Genomic DNA, 19,324 nt, shown 5'->3' with positions numbered 1-19,324 from the left:
GGTGCCTGCTATCGGGTTCAGGGGTTTACTGGTCAGCTGATTGAATTTCGATCCAAAGCGGATCCGGGCCACGAAGCTTTACCCGCTGCGCCGCATCCAGCGTCAGCGCCTGCCCGGCCACATCAGGCCGGATTGGCAGCTCACGGGCGCCCAGATCAATCAACGTGGCGAGTATGATACTGGCTGGGCGACCATAGTCGAACAGTTCGTTCATCGCAGCTCGAATGGTGCGGCCACTCATAATAACGTCATCAACCAGAATGATGTCCCGGCCTTCTGTATCAAAAGGCAGGCTTGATGGCGTAACTTTAGGATTCAATCCAATCCGGCTGAAGTCATCCCGGTAAAAAGAGATGTCCAGCTGGCCAAAAGGCTCTTCTACACCCAGGCGCTTGCCGATAATGTCCGCGACCCACACCCCTCCGGTGCGGATACCAATAACGAGTGGCGACTCAATACCACGCTCTTTGAGCAAGTCCTTCAGACCTGTCTCCAGTTTGTCCATCAGCTGCTCTACATCAAGCAATGCGCTCATTACATCCTCGCTTTATTGTTCTGTTTGCAGCCGACACCAGGTTTCCAGTATCAGCACCGCAGCCCGATCATCCACGCCGTATCGGCCATAATCCCGGCTTCCACCTGCTGCCATTACCTGACCCTTGGCTTCATAGCTAGTCAGGCGTTCATCCACCATTTCTACAGGCACATGAAAGCGACCGTGCAGGCGTTTGCCAAATTTGCGGGCGCGGCCGCACATCTCATTTTCGCTATCGTCCATATTCAGAGGCAGCCCCACCAACACCAGATCCGGCTGCCATTCCACCAGTAGCTTTTCGAGCTGACTCCAATCAGGAGTTCCATTATCTGCAGGAATCATGGCCAGAGGCTGGCCTGTGCCGAGCATTTCCTGCCCGGTAGCCACACCAATACGGCGAAGACCGAAATCGAATGCCATGACACTGCGTTGTCCGGCTTCAGGCATGCCCCACCGTTTCACTGAGCTGGTTAAGATCTATCCCTATTTGTGCGAGAACAGCTTTGTAGCGGTCAGTCCAAGGTGTCCTGAACAGAATATCGGTGGTTGCGGGGCAAGTTAGCCAGGAATTGCTACCCAGCTCTTCTTCCAGCTGTCCCTCACCCCAACCTGAGTACCCCAGGGCCATCAAAAACTCTTCCGGACCCTCGTTAAGACCAATGCCCGCCAGTATGTCCCGGGAGGTAGTCAGCATAACGTCGTCCGCAACCTTGGCGGTATTTTGCCAGCCAGCGCCCGGAGAGTGCAGCACAAAACCCCGCTCCTGCTCCACCGGCCCACCGCTGTATACGGGCAAATCGAGTTCCCCTCCCTGAAGATCAAGCTGTTCGAGGATCTCTCCCAAATGAATGTCGAGAGGCTGGTTGATCATTAGACCCAAGGCTCCGTCATCGGAGTGTTCACAGAGGTATATAACAGCACCGTGAAAACGCGGATCCGCAAGGTAAGGCGAAGCCACCAGAAAGTGGTGGCGTAAGCTGTGAGGTGAACGTTTAGATGCCGTCATCCTGATGTCAGCCCCCGTTGCTGGAAGGACCATGTACGTATAATTTCCAATTCATCCACGTCTTTCCGCATTTCTTCCGGAAACGGCGCGAACGGTGCGGCCATTCTGACAATACGAATCGCTGCATCATCAAGCAGCGTGCTTCCCGACGACTGTAAAATAGCCACTTCCTTGATTGTGCCATCTTTCTGCATGGATACCAGCATTCGCAGGGTGCCATACACTCCAGCTCGCCTGGCTTCCGTGGGGTAATTGATATTGCCCACCCGCGTCACCTTGCTCACCCAGTTCTGAACGTACCAGGCGTTGGTGGATTTCAGAGTAGAGGCCGCGGTTACCCGCATCACTCTGGGTTTGCGAGCATAGGCCTGTTGCTGAGCATCAAACCGAGCTTCCAGGCTGGCGATTTCCAGGCTGCGCTCCATCAAGCTTTTCTTTTCACGCACCGGCAAGGGCTCTTCTTCTGGCCTGACCTGCTGCTCCGGCTGTTGAACCTGTCTGGCGGATCTACTTTCAGTTTGCACAACAGCCCGCTCCCGGCGGCGAACCGGCTCAACCTGCGCCCTTGGCTCTGGCTGAACCTGAGTTACTTCCGGCTGGCTGATTTCCGCAGGCTGCGGTGAGGTCATTTCCTGAGGCTCATCCTCAGTACCACTACCCTGCTGGCTGGTTTGTGCCAAAAAGTCGGCCTTCTCCGGTACTTGTTCGTCATCGAACTGCGACAGGGTGATCTCCATAGTCTGGGCAGAGGAGCGCGGAGACTCCGGCGCAAAGGTAATACCCAGCACCACAACCGCATGCACCACCAGCGCCATGAACAGCGTGAAGGAAAACCTGTCAAAATCGCTTACCTGCACCGCCATGACTAAACCTGTTCCTGTCGTTGAACCATGACACTCCCGTCAGTTCCGGCTAAGGCGCTTGGCAATAGCCTCAATGAGCTTGCCTCCGATGTCTGTTCCGAACGTATCATCCAACTCACGGATACAGGTCGGGCTGGTGACGTTGATTTCCGTCAGATAATCACCGATGACATCCAAGCCTACAAACATCAAGCCTTTCTCTTTGATGACCGGAGCAACCCGCGCGCAAATCTCACGGTCGCGGTCCGTCAGTTCCCGGCCCTCTCCCTGACCGCCGGCGGCCAGATTTCCACGGTTTTCGCCTTGCGCAGGAATGCGTGCAAGCGAGTAAGGCACCGCCTCACCCTCAATCATCAGAATACGCTTGTCGCCATCACTGATTTCCGGGATGTATTTCTGGGCCATGGCCTGGCGAGCACCATAGTTGGTCAGGGTTTCAATAATCACCCCCAGGTTAAAGTCGTTTTCTTTAACGCGGAAAATGGAATGACCGCCCATACCGTTCACTGGCTTCATGATAATGTCGCCATGCTCAGCATAAAACTCCCGAAAACGCTTCGCCGACCGACTTACCAGCAAAGGTGGCGTCAGATCCTCAAACTGGGTAGCGAACAGCTTCTCGTTGCAGTCCCGCAGGGTTGCTGCCGGATTAACTACCAAAGCACCCTGCTGCTCCGCAGCTTCAAGAATATAGGTGGATATCAGGAACTCATCATCAACAGGCGGATCCTTGCGCATAAGGATGACATCAAGATCACCCAGGGCGCGATCCCTGGCCGGGCCGTAGCTGAACCAGTTTTCAGGGTCCATGTGCACTGTCAGGCTGCGCGTGTGGGCCATCGCCCTGCCACCGTCCAGATAGAGATCCGGCAACTCCATGTATTCGATTTCCCAGCCGCGATTCTGGGCCGCCAACAACATCACCAGTGAACTGTCTTTTTTGAAATGGATATCCTCAATCGGATCCATCACTATGCCGAGTCGAATTGTCATGGTGCCTTTCGTACTCCCTTGGAGGTGAAAACAAGAACCGGTCTGCAGAGTGAACCGGGCAATAAATGCTATGCTGAGAATTCAGATGGTATTGTACCCGAGCCTTGAATGCATCCGGAGAAATCCTGGGCAAATTACGTGATGTTGCAGGCAAAAGTACATTTGGTCACAAAGTAATACTTTTTATCAGGCCACTGATAATCTATAAATGGGCAGGGTTTATAGAAGAACCTTGAGGTTTATGCTAAAAACCGCCGTTTAAAACAATGACAGTCGCTGAGCGCAAGGCACCTGGACAATGGATGACAACTTCGAGAACTTGAAGATCATGGTGATCGACGATAGCAAAACCATCCGTCGCACCGCAGAAACCCTCCTGAAGAAGGTTGGCTGTGAGGTTATCACCGCAACAGACGGTTTTGATGCTCTGGCGAAAATCGCCGATTCACAACCGGACATCATCTTTGTGGATATCATGATGCCCCGCCTGGACGGCTATCAGACCTGTGCGCTCATCAAGAACAACTCCTCATTCAAAAAGACGCCGGTTATTATGCTGTCAAGCAAAGACGGGCTTTTCGATAAGGCCAAGGGTCGCATCGTCGGCTCTGACCAATACCTGACCAAACCGTTCAGCAAAGATGAGCTGCTCAATACCATTCGCCACTATGTACCCGTGGCACCGCAGTAAGTCCAGCTGACACAAAGAACCATCGAGGAACCAATGGCTCGCATTCTGATTGTTGACGACTCTCCTACCGAGGTTAAGAAAATCTCCACTATTCTGGAAAAGCACAAGCATGAGGTGCTGACTGCCGACAATGGCGCAGATGGTGTTGCCAGAGCCCGCGCAGAGAATCCGGATCTGGTACTCATGGATGTGGTTATGCCAGGCCTCAATGGCTTTCAGGCAACCCGCCAGCTTACCCGAGGCCCTGAAACGGCCTCCATCCCGGTGATTATTGTCACCACCAAGGACCAGGAGACCGACCGTGTTTGGGGCACTCGCCAAGGCGCCAAAGGATACCTGGTTAAACCTGTAAATGAAGACGACCTGATCAAGACAATCAACAGTCTGATTGGCTAATCCCCAACGGTGGAGTAAGCATGTCCGCACGGGCCGCCCCTTTTGCTGTTCTGACGGATATCGCCCGACGCAGCCGATCCATGGCCGCCGGCCTGCCCGAACAACAGGAAGCCGTTGAACTTTGGAACGGCATCGGTTTTGTTCTTGCAGGCGAGCGCTATGTGGCTCCAATGGGTGAGGTCACTGAAATACTGCACGTTCCCCGGTTTACGCACATTCCGGGAGTACGGCCGTTTCTGATGGGCGCCGCCAACGTGCGCGGTCGACTCCTTCCCCTGGTAGACCTTGCCGGCTTCTTCGACATTCCCCGCTCATCGCGCAGCCAGCGTGAACGGCGGGTTCTTGTAGTTGAACAGGGCGATATATTCAGTGGCTTGGTGGTCGATACCGTGCTGGGCATGCAGTACTTTGCAACCGATAGTTTCAAGGCCGCACCAGCCGGTGTGCCTGAAAGCGTTCAGCCGTTTGTCGCAGGCGGCTATGAGCGAAATGAAGAAGTCTGGAAAGTGTTTTCTGCCGTCGACCTGCTCGAAGACGAACGCTTTCTTGACGTTGCGCAGTGGTAAGGGTGATGACAGTGGCAGGAAAACACCCTGACTGCCTGAAACCTCATTAAAACAACTTGCCATATTCCAGAAGAGGCCGGGAGCCAGAAAATGAAAAACAGAGCCGGAAGAATCGGTAGGGGTCAGGGAGGCAACAAGCTTGTTGCCGGCCTGATTACCTCGCTGATTGCACTCACAGTCCTGCTCGTTGTGGTCCTGTTTATCATTAACAGGGACAGCCAGAACGACCAGGAATACATTGCCAACACTGCTGAACTCAGGGTGCTGTCACAGGAAATCGCGAAAAACGCCACGGAAGCCGCCGGCGGTACCGCCGAGGCATTCAACCAGCTGCGCCGCTCCCGCGATGAGTTCCAGCAGCTTTGGTCGAGCGTGACAGAAGGCAACCCGGAAACCGGCCTGCCCCCCAGTGAACTGGCCCGCGAAAGTGGAGTTCAACAGCACTGGAACTCGGTCCGCGAAAACGCCGACAGCATTCTGTCCACCCGGGACGCCGTGCTCGGCCTGCACGAAGTCGCACGCACCTTGAACGAAACCATTCCCCAGCTTCAGGTGGAGTACGATGATATCGTACAGATCCTGCTGGAGAGCGATGCGCCGGCGGAACAGATTGCCTTGGCTCAGCGTCAGGCACTGCTGGCAGAGCGTATTGTGCGCTCGGTAAACAACGTACTCTCCGGCGATGAAGACGCCGTGATCGCCGCTGACCGGTTTGGCCGAGACGCCAGTCTCTTTGGCCGGGTACTCGACGGACAGCTTTACGGCAACCCGGCGATGGGCACCTCCAGGGTTGACGACGAAGATGCCATCTATGGCCTTGAGGCGGTTGATGAACTGTTCGAGTTCGTCGCCCAAAACGTCGATGCCATCCTTGAAGCCTCTCCCGACCTCTTCAAGGTGCGCACTGCGGCCAGCGACATCTTCCAGAACTCCGAGATTCTACTGTCCGAGCTCTCTGTTCTGGCAGAAAGCTTCCGCGGCCAAAGTGGTTCGCGACTGGTAAGCCCGACACTGGCCTTTATTATTCTGGCGGCCATGGTTGCCATGGTTGTATTTATCGGTCTAGCCCTGTATCGCGAAGCCCAGACGCGTCTGGCAACCACCCAGGAGCAGAACGAACAAAACCAGAACGCGATCCTGCGACTGCTGGACGAACTGGCCGACCTTGCCGATGGTGACTTGACTGCCGAGGCCACGGTAACCGAGGACTTCACCGGTGCCATCGCTGACTCCATCAACTACGCCATCGACCAAATGCGCGGCCTGGTACAGGCAATCCGTGGAACCGCGGTACGAGTGGCCTCTGCGGCCCAGGAAACCCAGTCTACAGCCATGCACCTGGCGGATGCTTCTGAGCACCAGGCCCAGGAAATTGCCGGCGCCTCTGCGGCTGTTAACGAAATGGCTGTATCCATCGACCAGGTATCATCCAACGCTGCGGAATCTTCTGCGGTTGCGGAACGCTCGGTTGCCATCGCCAAGAAAGGCGCAGAAGTGGTACAGAACACCATTCGCGGCATGGACAACATCCGCGAACAGATTCAGGAAACGTCCAAGCGTATCAAGCGTCTTGGTGAGTCCTCCCAGGAAATCGGTGACATCGTATCCCTGATCAACGACATTGCCGACCAGACCAACATTCTGTCTCTGAACGCCGCCATCCAGGCCTCTATGGCCGGTGACGCAGGCCGGGGCTTTGCGGTGGTTGCGGACGAAGTTCAGCGCCTTGCGGAACGTTCCTCTGCGGCAACCAAGCAGATTGAAGCGCTCGTTAAAACGATCCAGTCGGACACCAACGAAGCCGTTATCTCCATGGAACACACCACCGCCGAGGTGGTACGTGGTGCTCGTTTGGCACAGGACGCAGGTATTGCGCTCGAGGAAATCGAAAACGTATCCATGAGCCTTGCGGAGCTGATCCAGAACATCTCTAACGCAGCACGTCAGCAGTCGTCTTCTGCAGCACACATTTCCAACACGATGAACGTTATCCAGGAAATCACTTCCCAGACATCGTCCGGTACCAACGCTACCGCGAAGTCTATCGGGAACCTGGCGGAAATGGCGTCCGAGCTGCGGTCCTCCGTTGCCGGCTTTACGCTGCCCGAAGAAGAAATGGCAGGCCAGGAAGAAGAGGAAGACAGCAACGTTCCGGTGGTGGGCTGAGTCACAGTCCGAGGCTAATGGCGGTATATGTCTGAACTTCACAACAGTCCGTCACCTGCCCAAAGCACCTGGTGTCTGCGCCGTCTTCCGGAAATGGACGAGGCGCAGTTCAGCCAGTGGCAGGCGCTGCTGGAACACCGTACCGGCATGACACTGCCTGCAGAGCGCCGCTCGTTTCTGGTAACCAACCTGGCTATCCGGATGCGGGAAATAGACTGCAGCAACTATCAGGCCTACTACGAAACAATTGTCTCGGGGCCGGACGCCATACGGGAGTGGTCAACACTGGTTGACCGGCTTACGGTGCAGGAAACCCGCTTTTTCAGGGACCCTGACGCCTTCCGGCTAGTCGCTGATTATGTTCTCACCCGGCCAAGGGAGCAGTTCCGAAAGCGCCCCATTGAAGCCTGGAGCGTCGGTTGCTCATCCGGTGAGGAGCCTTACACCCTAGCCATGGTGCTGAATGAGTGTATGACTCAACTGGGGCTGCAGCCGCTCTATGGCGTAACCGGTTCAGACATCAGCACACCGGTTATCGAGAAGGCCCGGACGGGCCAGTTCAGTGCCCGCAAACTGCAGGGCATGGAAGAACATATGAAAACCCGGTATTTCCGCCCGGCCGAGCGGAACACCGTTGAAATTGTTGAGAGCATTCGGGAGCGGGTCTGCTTTACCAGACTGAATGTGCTGGATCTGGATAGAGCTCCCATGCACGGAATGAATATTATTTTCTGCCAGAATTTGCTGATTTATTTCCGTCGCTGGCGCAGACGGGACATTGTCAGGCGTCTTGCAGAGCGGCTGGCGCCCGGGGGACTACTGGTTCTGGGCCAGGGAGAGCTGACCGACTGGCAGCCCCCAGGCCTGCAAAAAGTACCCTCGGAACATGTACTGGCGTGGATAAAGCGCCAGACTGACGAAGAATAACCGGAGAGGTTATGGGCAATCACCATGACAGCATCGCCCTCGACTGGGTTCGGGGCGAGATACAGGACACGCTGACCCAAGGTCAGCATGCGCTGGAAGCATACGTCGAAAACCGTGAAGACACGGCGCGCCTGCGTTTCTGCCTGAATTATCTCCATCAGGTGCATGGCACCCTGCAGATGGTTGAGCTTTACGGGGCAGCCCTGCTGACCGAAGAAATGGAAAAGCTTACCCAGGCGGTGCTGGATAACAGCGTTACCAGCGTGGACGAAGCCGTTAATGTTCTGATGCAGGCCATCCTGCAGCTTCCTCAGTATCTGGAACACCTGGACAATAGCCAGGATGACTTCCCAATGGTACTGCTACCCCTGTTGAACGATCTGCGGGCAGCTCGGGGTGACTCCCTTCTCTCAGACACCTCACTGTTCAAGCCCGACCTTGGTCCGTCGCGCATGCAGGTTGCAGACATTGTGTCGCAACGCCTGCAGGACCCGAAAGTACTTGGGCATATCCGTAAACTTCGCCAGATGTACCAGTTTGCCCTTGCCGGCATCATTCGCGAAGAAGACCTGGATGCCCAGTTTGTTTATCTGCAAAAAGTCATTCACCGACTGACCCGCCTGTGCCAGAAAACCCCTCGAGGCGAGCTTTGGAAAGCCGCCGCCGCCTTTGTGGAAACACTTCAGGCCAGGGCTAATCCGGTCAATGCGGCGGTAAAGTCCCTGCTTCGGGATCTGGATTCCGAGATCCGCCGCCTTACCGACGAACACGCCGATATCCTCGCACAGCCTGCGCCCGATGCCTTGTTAAAGCATCTTCTCTATTACGTTGCACGGGCCCGGGATGTGGAGTCTGAAAACGTAAAGGATCTTCGCAACCGCTATCAGCTCGAGGACGCCCTGCCTTCCGAAGACGATGTGGATGCAGCCCGGAACCGGGTCTCCGGCCCTGGCCGCGAAGCCATACATTCGGTTGTCAGTGCGCTAAACGAAGAACTTGCCAAGCTGAAGGACCAACTGGACCTGTTTGTACGCTCAGAGTTTCGTCAGAACACCGAACTGGGAGACCTGCTTCCCGGCCTGGCACAGGTGGGGAACACCCTTGCAGTGATTGGTTTGGGCATTCCCCGCAAGGCAATAACCGAACAAGCCGAACTGATTGAAAAACTCAGCACCCAAGGAGAGCCCGTAGATGACGGCACTCTGATGGACATCGCCGGGGCTCTGCTTTACGTGGAAGCCAGTCTGGCAGGCCTGGATAGCGACCGGCACCAGGAACCCTCCGGAAGCAGCGCTGACAATCTCCCTTCGCACCAAGGCTCCCGCGAACTTGGCGAAGCGAGCAGTGCCCTTTTGAGAGAGTCCCGCAACACTCTTGAGCAGGTAAAGTCGGCTGTCATCAACTTTATTGCCTCCCAGTGGGACATCCGCGAGATCGAACATGTACCCGGACTGCTTCACAGTATCCGGGGTGGTCTCAGCCTGATTCCACTGGAACGCGTCGCCAACATGCTGGCCTCCTCTGAACGCTACATCGCAGATGTTCTGCTCAGCGACAAGCATGTTCCTGACTGGAAGCAGCTGGATACCCTTGCCGACGCCATTACCAGCATTGAGTACTACCTGGAGCGACTGGCGGAAGGCATCAGTGATAACGAAGACATTCTTCGTATCGCTGAAGAAAGCCTTGCCAGCCTGGGGTTCCCGGTGGGTGAAGAGCCAACATGGTGCACTGATTCCGCAAAAGACGGAGTCCCGATAGTTGAACCGATGGCCCAGGAAGAGGCGGCGCCCAACATCGGAAGCGCTGCGGCCAAAGCCTCGGACGAAGAGCTTCTGGATGACGAGATTCTCGATATTTTTGTGGAAGAAGCCGAAGAGGTTCTGGGAACCATTACCGAAGTCTACCCGCGCCTACGCCAAAACCACGACGATCGCCCGGCACTGACTGAAGTCCGCCGCGCATACCACACTCTCAAAGGCAGCGGCCGTTTGGTTGGCGCCACCAACCTCGGTGAACTGGCTTGGTCTGTCGAAAACCTGCTGAACCGGGTTATCGATCAGAGCATCAAACCAAACGATGAACTCTTCTCTTTTATCGATGAAGCAAATGCGCTCATTCCTTCACTGATTCAATCGTTCCGTGACGGCCAGCCTCCCGCCGACGTTGCAGAGCTGGTTGAGCGCGGCGAAGCCATGGCAACAACCCGCCGCAGCGACAGCGAACAGGCTCCAGTTCCGGAAACTGGCCACGAAGGGATGAAACCTGAAGCTGAAAGCACTCCTGAGCCAGAAATGGCGACCGTCGATGAACAGCCGGGCGACCTGATTGACGACGAAATCCTCGAGATCTTTATCGAGGAAGCGGGTGAGGTCCTGGAAACCATCCGCGAGTATCTGCCCATGCTGCTGCGTCAGCATGATGACCGCAGCGCGCTTTCTGAAGTTCGCCGTGCATTCCATACGCTCAAAGGTAGTGGCCGCATGGTCGGCGCCCTCGTTGTCGGTGAGCTGGCATGGTCTATAGAGAATATGCTGAACCGCGTAATCGACGGCAGCACATTCATGAACGATGACATAGCCAGCCTGCTGAACGAAGCCACCGGTATTCTCCCTGCTCTGGTCAGTGATTTTGAGAAACAACAGCCCCCTTCCATCGACCCTTCAAACCTGGAAGCCCGTGCCAATGCCCTGGCCAATGGGGACATCCCCGATGCCAGCGTAATACCGACACCGGACAGCAGCGCTGCACATGACGCTATCACCATCGAACTGCCGGAGGTTGATTACGGTGAGGATGATGATGTTGATCCTGTGTTACTGGACATCTTCGAAAGCGAAACCGAAACTCACCTGCAAACCCTCAAAGAGTTTTTGGCGTCTGCAGGCGACAAGATCAGCGTATCCTATACAGACGATCTGTCGCGGGCCCTCCATACCCTGAAAGGGAGCGCCCATACAGCGGGTATAGCGCCAATCGCTGCAGTCATTGCCCCGCTTGAGCGATTCATAAAGGAATCCCGCGCCCAAAACCTGCGCGCCGACCGCGATGTGCTATCGCTGATTGCAACCGCTTGTGATTTCCTGACGCAGGGGCTAGCACAGATACGCCAGGAGCCTCAGGCTTCAATACCCAGCACAGAAGAATTTCTCGAAAAGCTTGAGCAGATTTCCAACGACAGGCTGCGTTCCTACATCGAAAACACCAGCCGTGACGGCGAACAGCCAGCACCGTCTCAGCTGGTACAGCTGTTCCTGAGTGAGGGGCTTGATGTTGTTCTGGATGCCGACCTGATTCTTTCTCAATGGGCAGAAGACCCTCAAGACCAAGGCTCGCTCCAGCGCCTCAAGATTGAGCTGGCGCAGCTGACTCTTGCAGCGTCGGACGCCGGGCTGCCCGATGTCGCCGCCTTGTCCGGAGCACTACACGAAGTCTATGTTGCCGCAGCAAGCCGGCCAGAGGCAGCAGACGAGCTGCTCTTCTCATCCCTGCGAACTGCCCATGAGCACCTGATCAACATGATGGATCAGGTCGCAGCAGGGCTTGCCACAGAGTCTGGCGAGGAGGTCGTGGCTGAGCTTGAAGCCCTTTCCCAGTTCTTGCTTGAGCCCGACGTGACAAGCGACTTCGACCAGGCGTTTACAGAAGACCTCGAAGAAATTGATCTCAGCTTCGACATGGACGAGCTTGAAGCCTCAGCTACCGGCGAGCCTGGTGCAAAGGCTTCGCCCCCCGCCGACCAGCTTCTGCCTGCAGCTGGCCAGGCTGATCCTGAAGCCTCTCACAGCGAAATGGATGACGAGCTTGCGGAAATCTTCCTCGAAGAAGCCCGGGAACTCATCGACAGCTCCGCCGACGCTCTGCAAAGCTGGAGCGAAGCGCCAGCTAATATGGACATTCTCCGTCTGCTGCAGCGGGATCTTCATACCCTGAAGGGGGGGGCGCGCCTTGCCGAAATTTCGACGGTGGGTGATCTGGCCCATGAGCTTGAAACCCTCTTTGAAGGGCTGACTGAGAACCGCCTTTCTGTCCACGAAGACCTGTCCGACCTGCTTTTCCGCTGCCATGATCGGCTTGCGGGTATGGTAGATAATCTCGAAGCCAAGGAGCCGCCGCGCCCGGCACCGGATCTGATCAGCGAAATCCATGCTTATGTGGACAGCACGGGCAGCTCGCAATCAGCTGCCGATATCGCTGTACCCCATGAGCCGGAAATCACCGAGTTCAACGCTGACCTGCCACCGGTGTTGGAGGTTGACGAAGCTGAAGAGCCGGTCGCAGGTGAGCTGGGAACCGATCTCTCGCATATGGACCCGGAGCTTACCGGCATCTTCCTTGAGGAAGCCTACGACCTGATCAACTCTACAGGCAGCGCCTTGCACACCTGGAGTGAGGATCCGTCGAACCGCTCGGTAGCAGCAGAGCTGCAGCGGGATGTCCATACCCTGAAAGGCGGCGCACGCATGGCCGGGGTTGACGCCATTGGCGACCTGACACACGTACTCGAGGATCTGTTCGAAAAAGTAGCTGAAGGCCAGCTTGAGGCCAGCGACACCATGAACGACCTGTTGTTTGCCTGCCACGACCGGCTGGCGCAGATGGTTGAGCAGGTTGCTACCGAAAAACCCTGCCCTCCCGCCAGTGAGCTGGTGGATCAGGTTGAGGCGATCCTCAGCGGTGAATCAGCGCCTGCAGAGGCCGAAGCAGAGCCAGCAGAGTTTGATATTCCGACACCACCGCCTGAGATCTCGTCAGCTGACACCAGCGATGACGGCGATATCACTAGCATATTCCTCGATGAAGGTCAGGAAATCCACGACGCCATCAGCGAGTGCCTCGATCAGTGGCGAGAAGATGCTCAGGCAATGCACGGTGTTGCGCAGCTGCAACAGGAGCTACACACTCTCAAGGGTGGAGCAAGACTGTCAGATGTTGACCCCATTGCAGAGCTGGCAGAAGCCTGGGCGGGCGCCCTTGATGCGCTGGCATCAACCCCCGGCAATCAGAAGTTGCTACTGGCTCTGAGCACCCGCGGCCTTGACGACCTGGGGTCCATGCTCAGTGAGCTGGCGCTCGGTACAGAGCCAGCTGCAGACCCGGACCTTCTGATGTCCTTCAGCAGTGCCCAGACCCTGGATTCCGGCAGTTTCGATGCTACACCGGAAGAAACTGCAGTTGCCGACCAGGCTGCTATTGATCCGGAAATTCTCGAAATCTTCCTGGAAGAAGCTGGCGAGATCATGGATCAGCTGGAGCACCTGATTGCTGACTGGCGCAAAGATCCTTCCAATACCCATTTCAACCAGGAGGCACAACGGGCACTACACACGCTCAAAGGCGGCGCCCGTTTATCCCAGCTCACGCAGCTGGGTGACAAGGCTCACTCCTTTGAAGCACACCTGATTGATCTGGGCAGCCAGGCACCTGATGACACTCAGTGGCAAGCCATTACCGAAGATCACGACGGCATTGCTACGCTGGTTGCCGACATACGCGAACACTATGAATCCGGTACAGCAGAAGTTGCGCTGGCAATCGAAACAGCACCGGAAGAAAAAGCGTTCGCAAAGACAGAAGCACCTGCAGAGCCCACGCCCAAGCCTGCCCGGGCAAAGGCTTCCAAGCGCGCGGTGGATACTCAGCGTGCCGCACAGGAAACCATTCGGGTTTCTGCACCTTTGTTGGACGATTTGGTTAACCTGGCCGGTGAAACCAGTATTACCCGTGGCCGGCTAGAGCAGCAAAGCAGTGACTTCAGCCATACTCTGGATGAAATGGCCGCAACCATCGAGCGTCTGCGGGAACAGCTGCGCCGGATGGAAATCGAAACCGAAGCGCAGATCCTGTTCAGTGCTGAAAAAGAGCACGGCCCAGACTACGGAGACGACTTCGACCCACTGGAAATGGATCGCTATTCATCGATCCAGCAGTTGTCCCGGGCTCTGACAGAATCGTCTTCAGACCTTGCAGACCTGCGCGAAACATTGACTGACCGAGTGCGGGACACAGAAACCCTGCTGGTTCAGCAGTCGCGCATCAATACGGAACTCCAGGAAGGTCTGATGAAGACCCGAATGATTCCGTTTTCATCCATGGTGCCACGCCTGCGCCGCATTGTTCGCCAGATCAGTGGTGAGCTGGGCAAAAAGGTCGACTTTGATGTGCGCAATGCTGAAGGGGAAATGGATCGCACCATACTGGAGCGGATGATTGCGCCGCTTGAGCACATGCTGCGTAACGCCATTGACCACGGCATTGAAACCCCGACCGACCGCAAGAAGAACGGCAAGGCGGAAACGGGTGAAGTCACCTTGTCTCTGGCTCGCGAAGGCGGCGACGTGGTACTTCGCATGGTAGACGACGGCGCAGGAATCCCTTCCGCTGTAATCCGGGAAAAAGCCATTCGCCAAGGACTCTTGCGGGAGGATGAAGTCCTCTCCGAGCGCGAGATACTGCAGTTTATCGTACAGCCCGGATTCTCGACGGCACAGAACGTTACCCAGATTTCTGGCCGTGGCGTTGGCATGGACGTCGTTGCCAGTGAAATCAAACAGCTCGGCGGTAGCCTGGATATCGAATCCCAGGTGGGCCGTGGCACGGTATTTACTGTCAGGTTGCCGTTTACCGTTTCGGTCAACCGGGCCTTGATGGTCGCCACAGGTGAAGACTTCTACGCAATCCCGCTCAACACCATTGAAGGTATCGTGCGGGTCAGTACCTACGAGCTTGAGGAGTACTACAAGCCGGATGCGCCCATGTACGAATACGCGGGCCAGGAATACCGCTTGCAATACCTTGGCAGTCTGCTGAACAGTGATCACCATCCCAAACTTCAGGGTCAGGCCCTGCCGCTGCCGGTCATTCTGGTGCGTGGTGCCGAGCAACCCATGGCCCTGCAGGTGGACAACCTGATGGGCAGCCGCGAAATCGTGGTTAAGTCTCTCGGCCCGCAGTTCGGCACCGTTCGCGGTGTATCCGGAGCCACCATTCTTGGTGATGGCAACGTGGTGGTGATTCTCGACCTGCCCGCCATGATCCGTTCCGACATATTGTCTGAGCGCCAGCGCCTGGCCGATCTGGAGAAGGTGCGGGAATCTGCCCGCTACGAAGAGCGTGCCACAGTTGTTATGGTGGTGGACGATTCGGTTACCGTGCGCAAGGTTACCTCGCGCCTGCTGGAGCGCAATGGCATGGAGGTTATCACCGCGAAAGATGGCCTGGATGCCGTGGCGCAACTGCAGGATCACAAGCCGGACATCATGCTGCTGGATATTGAGATGCCGCGCATGGATGGCTTTGAGGTGGCCAGCTTCGTGCGCCACGATGACAATCTGCGGGATATGCCAATTTGCATGATCACCTCCCGAACCGGCGAAAAGCACCGGGAGCGGGCGCTGGCCATTGGCGTGAACGAGTACCTCGGCAAGCCATTCCAGGAGACCGACTTGCTGAAGACTATCGAACGGCTAACCGGTAAGCAGTGATGGCCGGCCAAAACGGTCGAGCTCAGGTTGGGATAGTGTCGGACGTTGTACTGCAGCGACACAGGCTGCAGGCCGCCGCCGCCAAGTTTGGCCTTGAGGTCTGCTTCTCCGGTGACCCGGAACGCTTGCAGGGCCACCCTGAATTCCCGGAAGCCGGGCTCTGGCTGGTTAGCCTGGAAGACGAGGCAGATCACCCAGCGCTGCTTGACTATCTTCTGGACAACACTGAAGTGCCGGTTTTGTTTGGATTGGATCAGGCACCCGGAGCCGGAAGCACTGACTATTTTCGCTGGGAGCGCAGGCTACTGGGCAAGCTGGAACAGCAGCTGGGGGATCTTTCAAAGCTCGATTCCAAAGCCAGTATCGAAGAGCTTGAAGTACAGCTTCCGGAAGGCCCGGCATCGTCTGAGCTTCCGCAGTGGCTAACCCCTGCGGCCCCGGGTTCCGTGGCAAAGGACATCTGGGTGCTGTGCGCATCCTTGGGCGGCCCAGCCGCTGTGAAGGCATTCCTGGACAGCCTGCCACCGGGCCTGCCAGTGGGCTTTGTGTACGCCCAGCACATTGACGGCAATTTTACCGAGGTGCTCACCCGGGTACTTGGCCGCCATGCCCATTACAAACTGCAGCATGCAGAAGAAAACTACAGAATAAAGAACGGCGATGTCGTTTTGATGCCGATTGAGCACGAATGGGCGTTTGACACTACCGGCGTGCTGACCGAACAAAATACACCCTGGCCGGGACTCTATAGCCCGTCTATTGACCAGGTATTGCTGAATACTGCAGACCACTACGGCTCCCACTGCCATGCAATCCTGTTTTCCGGCATGGGCAATGATGGGGCAATTGCTGCACCTTTGCTCAAAGCCTATGGTAGCCGGATCTGGGTTCAGGAGAGCAGCAGCTGTGGCAACAGCTCAATGCCGGATTCCGTCGCCGCCACGGGCTGCACCAGTTTCTGCGGTACGCCCGAGCAATTAGCCCGGGAATTGGTCAAAACCATCGAAGAATCTTGCCTGCTGAAAAGCCGGCAGAAACGGGGCTCTGCCTGAGGACACAAGCAATGAATGAAAATAGCCAAACCCTCTCTTGCGTCATGATTCCCGTGAGTGGACGGCAACTGTTACTGCCTAACGTTTCCATTGCCGAAGTGGTGGACTACGTGAGCAATGAGGCTCGCACTGGTGCACCAGACTGGCTGGCAGGCAGCCTGGAGTGGCGTGGGCTGACCCTGCCTGTCATATCCTACGACGTAGCCAATGGCGGAACCCTGTCCGTACCTGGTGAAAACCGTGGCCGGATTGTGGTGCTCAACGGCATCAGCGACAACCGCAAACATCTTCGCTTCACCGCCCTGATCACCCAAGGCATTCCAAGCCAGGTTCGAATTACGCAAGATCAGATCAAACAAATTGATGCCGAAAATGGGCCAGCAGACCTTATGCTGGTTGATGTTGACGGCGAAACCGCGTGGATTCCCAATCTGGATTACCTGGAGTCTCTCGCCAGCGAATTCGGGGTCTAAGCTCCATTTCGCAGTTACCCATGGCAGACGGGCTTCTGCGAATGTTATAATGTTGCAAATTCAGCAGGATCCCAACCATGTCTGCCCGCGCGCTTCCCTACCGCCCTCATGATCACGATGCTTGTGTAAGCCAGGCTATGGCTGACGCCAGAGCTATTTGCCAGCAACATGGCGCTCGTCTGACGACCACTCGCGAACGGGTTCTTGAAATTATCTGGCAATCCCATAAGCCTCTCGGCGCTTACGATGTACTTGCAAAGCTCGCCTCAGAAGGTCATAGCGCCGCGCCTCCAACGGTCTACCGGGCGTTGGATTTTCTGCAACAATATGGCCTGGTGCATCGCATAGCATCCTTGAACGCCTTTATTGGTTGCGCCCATGCGGGCGAACTCCATACAGGCATGTTTCTTATTTGCCGCTGCTGCGGCAATGCGCTGGAACTGACAACTACCTCCGTTTCCAAAGCCATACACGAGGCCGCCAGCACGCAAGCCTTCCGCTCCGAATCGGTCATTCTGGAAGTCACTGGCTTGTGCCCCAATTGTCAGGCGGAGCAGCCCGATGAATGAAGCACTGGTCGCCATCGACAACCTTACCGTCCGGTTTGATGACCGCCCGGTTGTAGACCGGGTAAGTCTGGCACTGCATCGGGGCGATATTATTACCATTATTGGCCCCAACGGTGCCGGTAAAACCACGTTGATCAAAGCCATTCTGGGTATCCAGGCTGCCACCAGCGGCCAGATCATGCGCGCAAAAGACCTTGTTATCGGATATGTGCCCCAGCACTTGAGCCTGGAATCAACGCTTCCATTGAGCATCCAGCGCTTCATGCTCCTCAGTGGCCAGCCACTGGCTACCTGCGTCTCAGCGCTGGAACGAACCGGGATCAGCCACCTGCTCCAGGCCCCCGTGCATCATCTATCTGGCGGCGAACAGCAACGCCTTTTGCTGGCCAGAGCATTGGTGCGAAAACCGGATCTTCTGGTACTCGACGAGCCGGCTCAAGGCGTTGATATAAACGGCCAGGCGGCGCTTTACGACCTGATTCGTGAGCTACGAGACGAACTCAATTGCGGCGTCATCATGATTTCCCATGACCTGCATCTGGTCATGGCTGCCACCGACAAGGTTATCTGCCTGAACCAGCACGTTTGCTGCAGCGGGCACCCCGCCGACATCTCCCACGACCCTGCCTTTATTGAAACCTTCGGCTTGCCGGTAGCCGAATCTCTGGCGGTATATCACCACCATCACAACCACAGCCACGATCTGAGCGGCAACGTGGTTAGCACCGACCATTCCGATCCAGCCACCGGGCATGAGGGCTGTCAGCATGAGCATCATTGATACAGTACTGAATGACTTCTTCTGGCGGGCCCTCATTGGCGGCTTGGGGGTGGCCTTGATTGCGGGACCCTTAGGCTGTTTCGTGGTGTGGCGGAGAATGGCTTATTTTGGCGACACCCTGGCACACTCGGCTTTGCTGGGCATAGCGATCAGCTTTTTGTTCAGCATCCCACTGAACCTCGGAGTGCTCATTACCAGCGTTATTCTGGCTATGGCATTGCTGCTGTTTTCACGCAACAAAACCCTGGCAACCGACACCCTGTTGGGCATTCTGGCTCACAGTGCTCTGGCTATTGGCCTGGTAGCGCTCAGCTTCATGCCGGAAGTCCGGATTGACCTGACTGGTCTGCTATTCGGTGATTTACTGGCGATGACCCGCAACGACCTGTTGTGGATTTATGGCGGTGCTGTAGTGATTCTCTCGCTTCTGACACTGCTTTGGCGTGGTCTGTTGATGAGTACCATCCACGAAGAGCTGGCCCGGGTAGAGGGCGTGCCGGTAGAGCGCCTGCGCCTGTTGCTAATGCTGATGTTTGCGCTGGTCATTGCCGTTGCCATGAAGATGGTGGGCGTACTGCTGATTACTGCCCTGCTGATCATTCCCGCCGCTACCGCGCGCAGGTTGGCCAGCACCCCGGAACAGATGGCAGCGCTGGCCGTAGTCTTCGGGTTTATTGCGGTGGCAGGCGGTCTGAGCATGTCCTGGCATCTGGATACGCCTGCAGGCCCCTCCGTAGTGGTAACTGCTTTCGCCAGCTTTCTGATTGTCTATGGCGGCGCCAGCCGGTTTTCAGCAAGGCGCTCTGCTTAAGCGCCATGTTA

16 protein-coding genes are annotated in these 19,324 nt (G+C 56.3%); 11 read left to right on the top strand and 5 right to left on the bottom strand.

Features of this window, described 5'->3' with window-relative positions; translation table 11 throughout:
- Positions 1-25: 25 nt before the first annotated feature.
- Genes pyrR through gshB form a run of 5 tightly spaced genes read right to left on the bottom strand, consistent with a single transcriptional unit; the run spans position 26 to position 3,397 of the window.
- Positions 26-535: a bifunctional pyr operon transcriptional regulator/uracil phosphoribosyltransferase PyrR gene (gene pyrR / locus CDH47_RS00430; protein ID WP_100637871.1), complete on the bottom strand. Its 510-nt coding sequence runs from the start codon at positions 533-535 to the stop codon at positions 26-28.
- Between the two features lie 12 nt (positions 536-547).
- Positions 548-982, bottom strand: a complete 435-nt coding sequence (gene ruvX, locus CDH47_RS00425; RefSeq protein ID WP_100637870.1) for a Holliday junction resolvase RuvX — start codon at positions 980-982, stop codon at positions 548-550.
- A complete protein-coding gene (locus CDH47_RS00420) occupies positions 975-1,541 on the bottom strand; it encodes a YqgE/AlgH family protein (protein WP_100637869.1) in 567 nt (188 codons plus the stop codon). The genes ruvX and CDH47_RS00420 overlap by 8 nt, the downstream gene beginning before the upstream one ends.
- Positions 1,538-2,404, bottom strand: a complete 867-nt coding sequence (locus CDH47_RS00415) for a TonB family protein (RefSeq protein ID WP_100637868.1) — start codon at positions 2,402-2,404, stop codon at positions 1,538-1,540. Before CDH47_RS00415 ends, CDH47_RS00420 begins: the two co-directional genes overlap by 4 nt.
- Positions 2,405-2,443: 39 nt before the next feature.
- Positions 2,444-3,397, bottom strand: coding sequence for a glutathione synthase (gene gshB, locus CDH47_RS00410; protein ID WP_100637867.1), 954 nt, complete (start codon positions 3,395-3,397; stop codon positions 2,444-2,446).
- Between the two features lie 298 nt (positions 3,398-3,695).
- Between gshB and pilG the strand changes: the two genes are divergently transcribed.
- The 11 genes from pilG (at position 3,696) to znuB (ending at position 19,313) form a co-directional block, all read left to right on the top strand.
- On the top strand, positions 3,696-4,088 hold the full coding sequence (pilG, locus tag CDH47_RS00405; protein ID WP_100637866.1) for a twitching motility response regulator PilG: 393 nt from the start codon (positions 3,696-3,698) through the stop codon (positions 4,086-4,088).
- 33 nt (positions 4,089-4,121) lie between these two features.
- Positions 4,122-4,484 (top strand): twitching motility response regulator PilH, encoded by a 363-nt coding sequence (pilH, locus tag CDH47_RS00400; protein WP_100637865.1) that lies wholly within the window; start codon positions 4,122-4,124, stop codon positions 4,482-4,484.
- A 20-nt stretch (positions 4,485-4,504) separates the two neighbouring features.
- On the top strand, positions 4,505-5,050 hold the full coding sequence (locus tag CDH47_RS00395) for a chemotaxis protein CheW (protein ID WP_100637864.1): 546 nt from the start codon (positions 4,505-4,507) through the stop codon (positions 5,048-5,050).
- Positions 5,051-5,140: 90 nt separating this feature from the next.
- Positions 5,141-7,216, top strand: a complete 2,076-nt coding sequence (locus CDH47_RS00390) for a methyl-accepting chemotaxis protein (protein ID WP_100637863.1) — start codon at positions 5,141-5,143, stop codon at positions 7,214-7,216.
- Positions 7,217-7,243: 27 nt separating this feature from the next.
- Positions 7,244-8,143, top strand: a complete 900-nt coding sequence (locus tag CDH47_RS00385; protein ID WP_100637862.1) for a CheR family methyltransferase — start codon at positions 7,244-7,246, stop codon at positions 8,141-8,143.
- 11 nt (positions 8,144-8,154) lie between these two features.
- Positions 8,155-15,627: a hybrid sensor histidine kinase/response regulator gene (locus CDH47_RS00380; RefSeq protein WP_100637861.1), complete on the top strand. Its 7,473-nt coding sequence runs from the start codon at positions 8,155-8,157 to the stop codon at positions 15,625-15,627.
- A complete protein-coding gene (locus CDH47_RS00375) occupies positions 15,627-16,679 on the top strand; it encodes a chemotaxis protein CheB (protein WP_100637860.1) in 1,053 nt (350 codons plus the stop codon). The genes CDH47_RS00380 and CDH47_RS00375 overlap by 1 nt, the downstream gene beginning before the upstream one ends.
- A gap of 11 nt (positions 16,680-16,690) precedes the next feature.
- Positions 16,691-17,152, top strand: a complete 462-nt coding sequence (locus tag CDH47_RS00370; RefSeq protein ID WP_100637859.1) for a chemotaxis protein CheW — start codon at positions 16,691-16,693, stop codon at positions 17,150-17,152.
- A 77-nt stretch (positions 17,153-17,229) separates the two neighbouring features.
- Positions 17,230-17,721, top strand: a complete 492-nt coding sequence (locus tag CDH47_RS00365) for a Fur family transcriptional regulator (protein ID WP_100637858.1) — start codon at positions 17,230-17,232, stop codon at positions 17,719-17,721.
- Entirely contained in the window at positions 17,714-18,502 is a 789-nt protein-coding gene (znuC, locus tag CDH47_RS00360; protein WP_100637857.1) for a zinc ABC transporter ATP-binding protein ZnuC, read from the top strand. The genes CDH47_RS00365 and znuC overlap by 8 nt, the downstream gene beginning before the upstream one ends.
- Entirely contained in the window at positions 18,489-19,313 is an 825-nt protein-coding gene (znuB, locus tag CDH47_RS00355) for a zinc ABC transporter permease subunit ZnuB (protein ID WP_100637856.1), read from the top strand. The genes znuC and znuB overlap by 14 nt, the downstream gene beginning before the upstream one ends.
- Positions 19,314-19,324 lie beyond the last annotated feature (11 nt).

This window comes from Marinobacter salexigens, from assembly GCF_002806945.1.
Classification (GTDB): Bacteria; Pseudomonadota; Gammaproteobacteria; order Pseudomonadales; family Oleiphilaceae; genus Marinobacter; species Marinobacter salexigens.
This window is presented reverse-complemented; position numbering and strand designations above follow the sequence as displayed.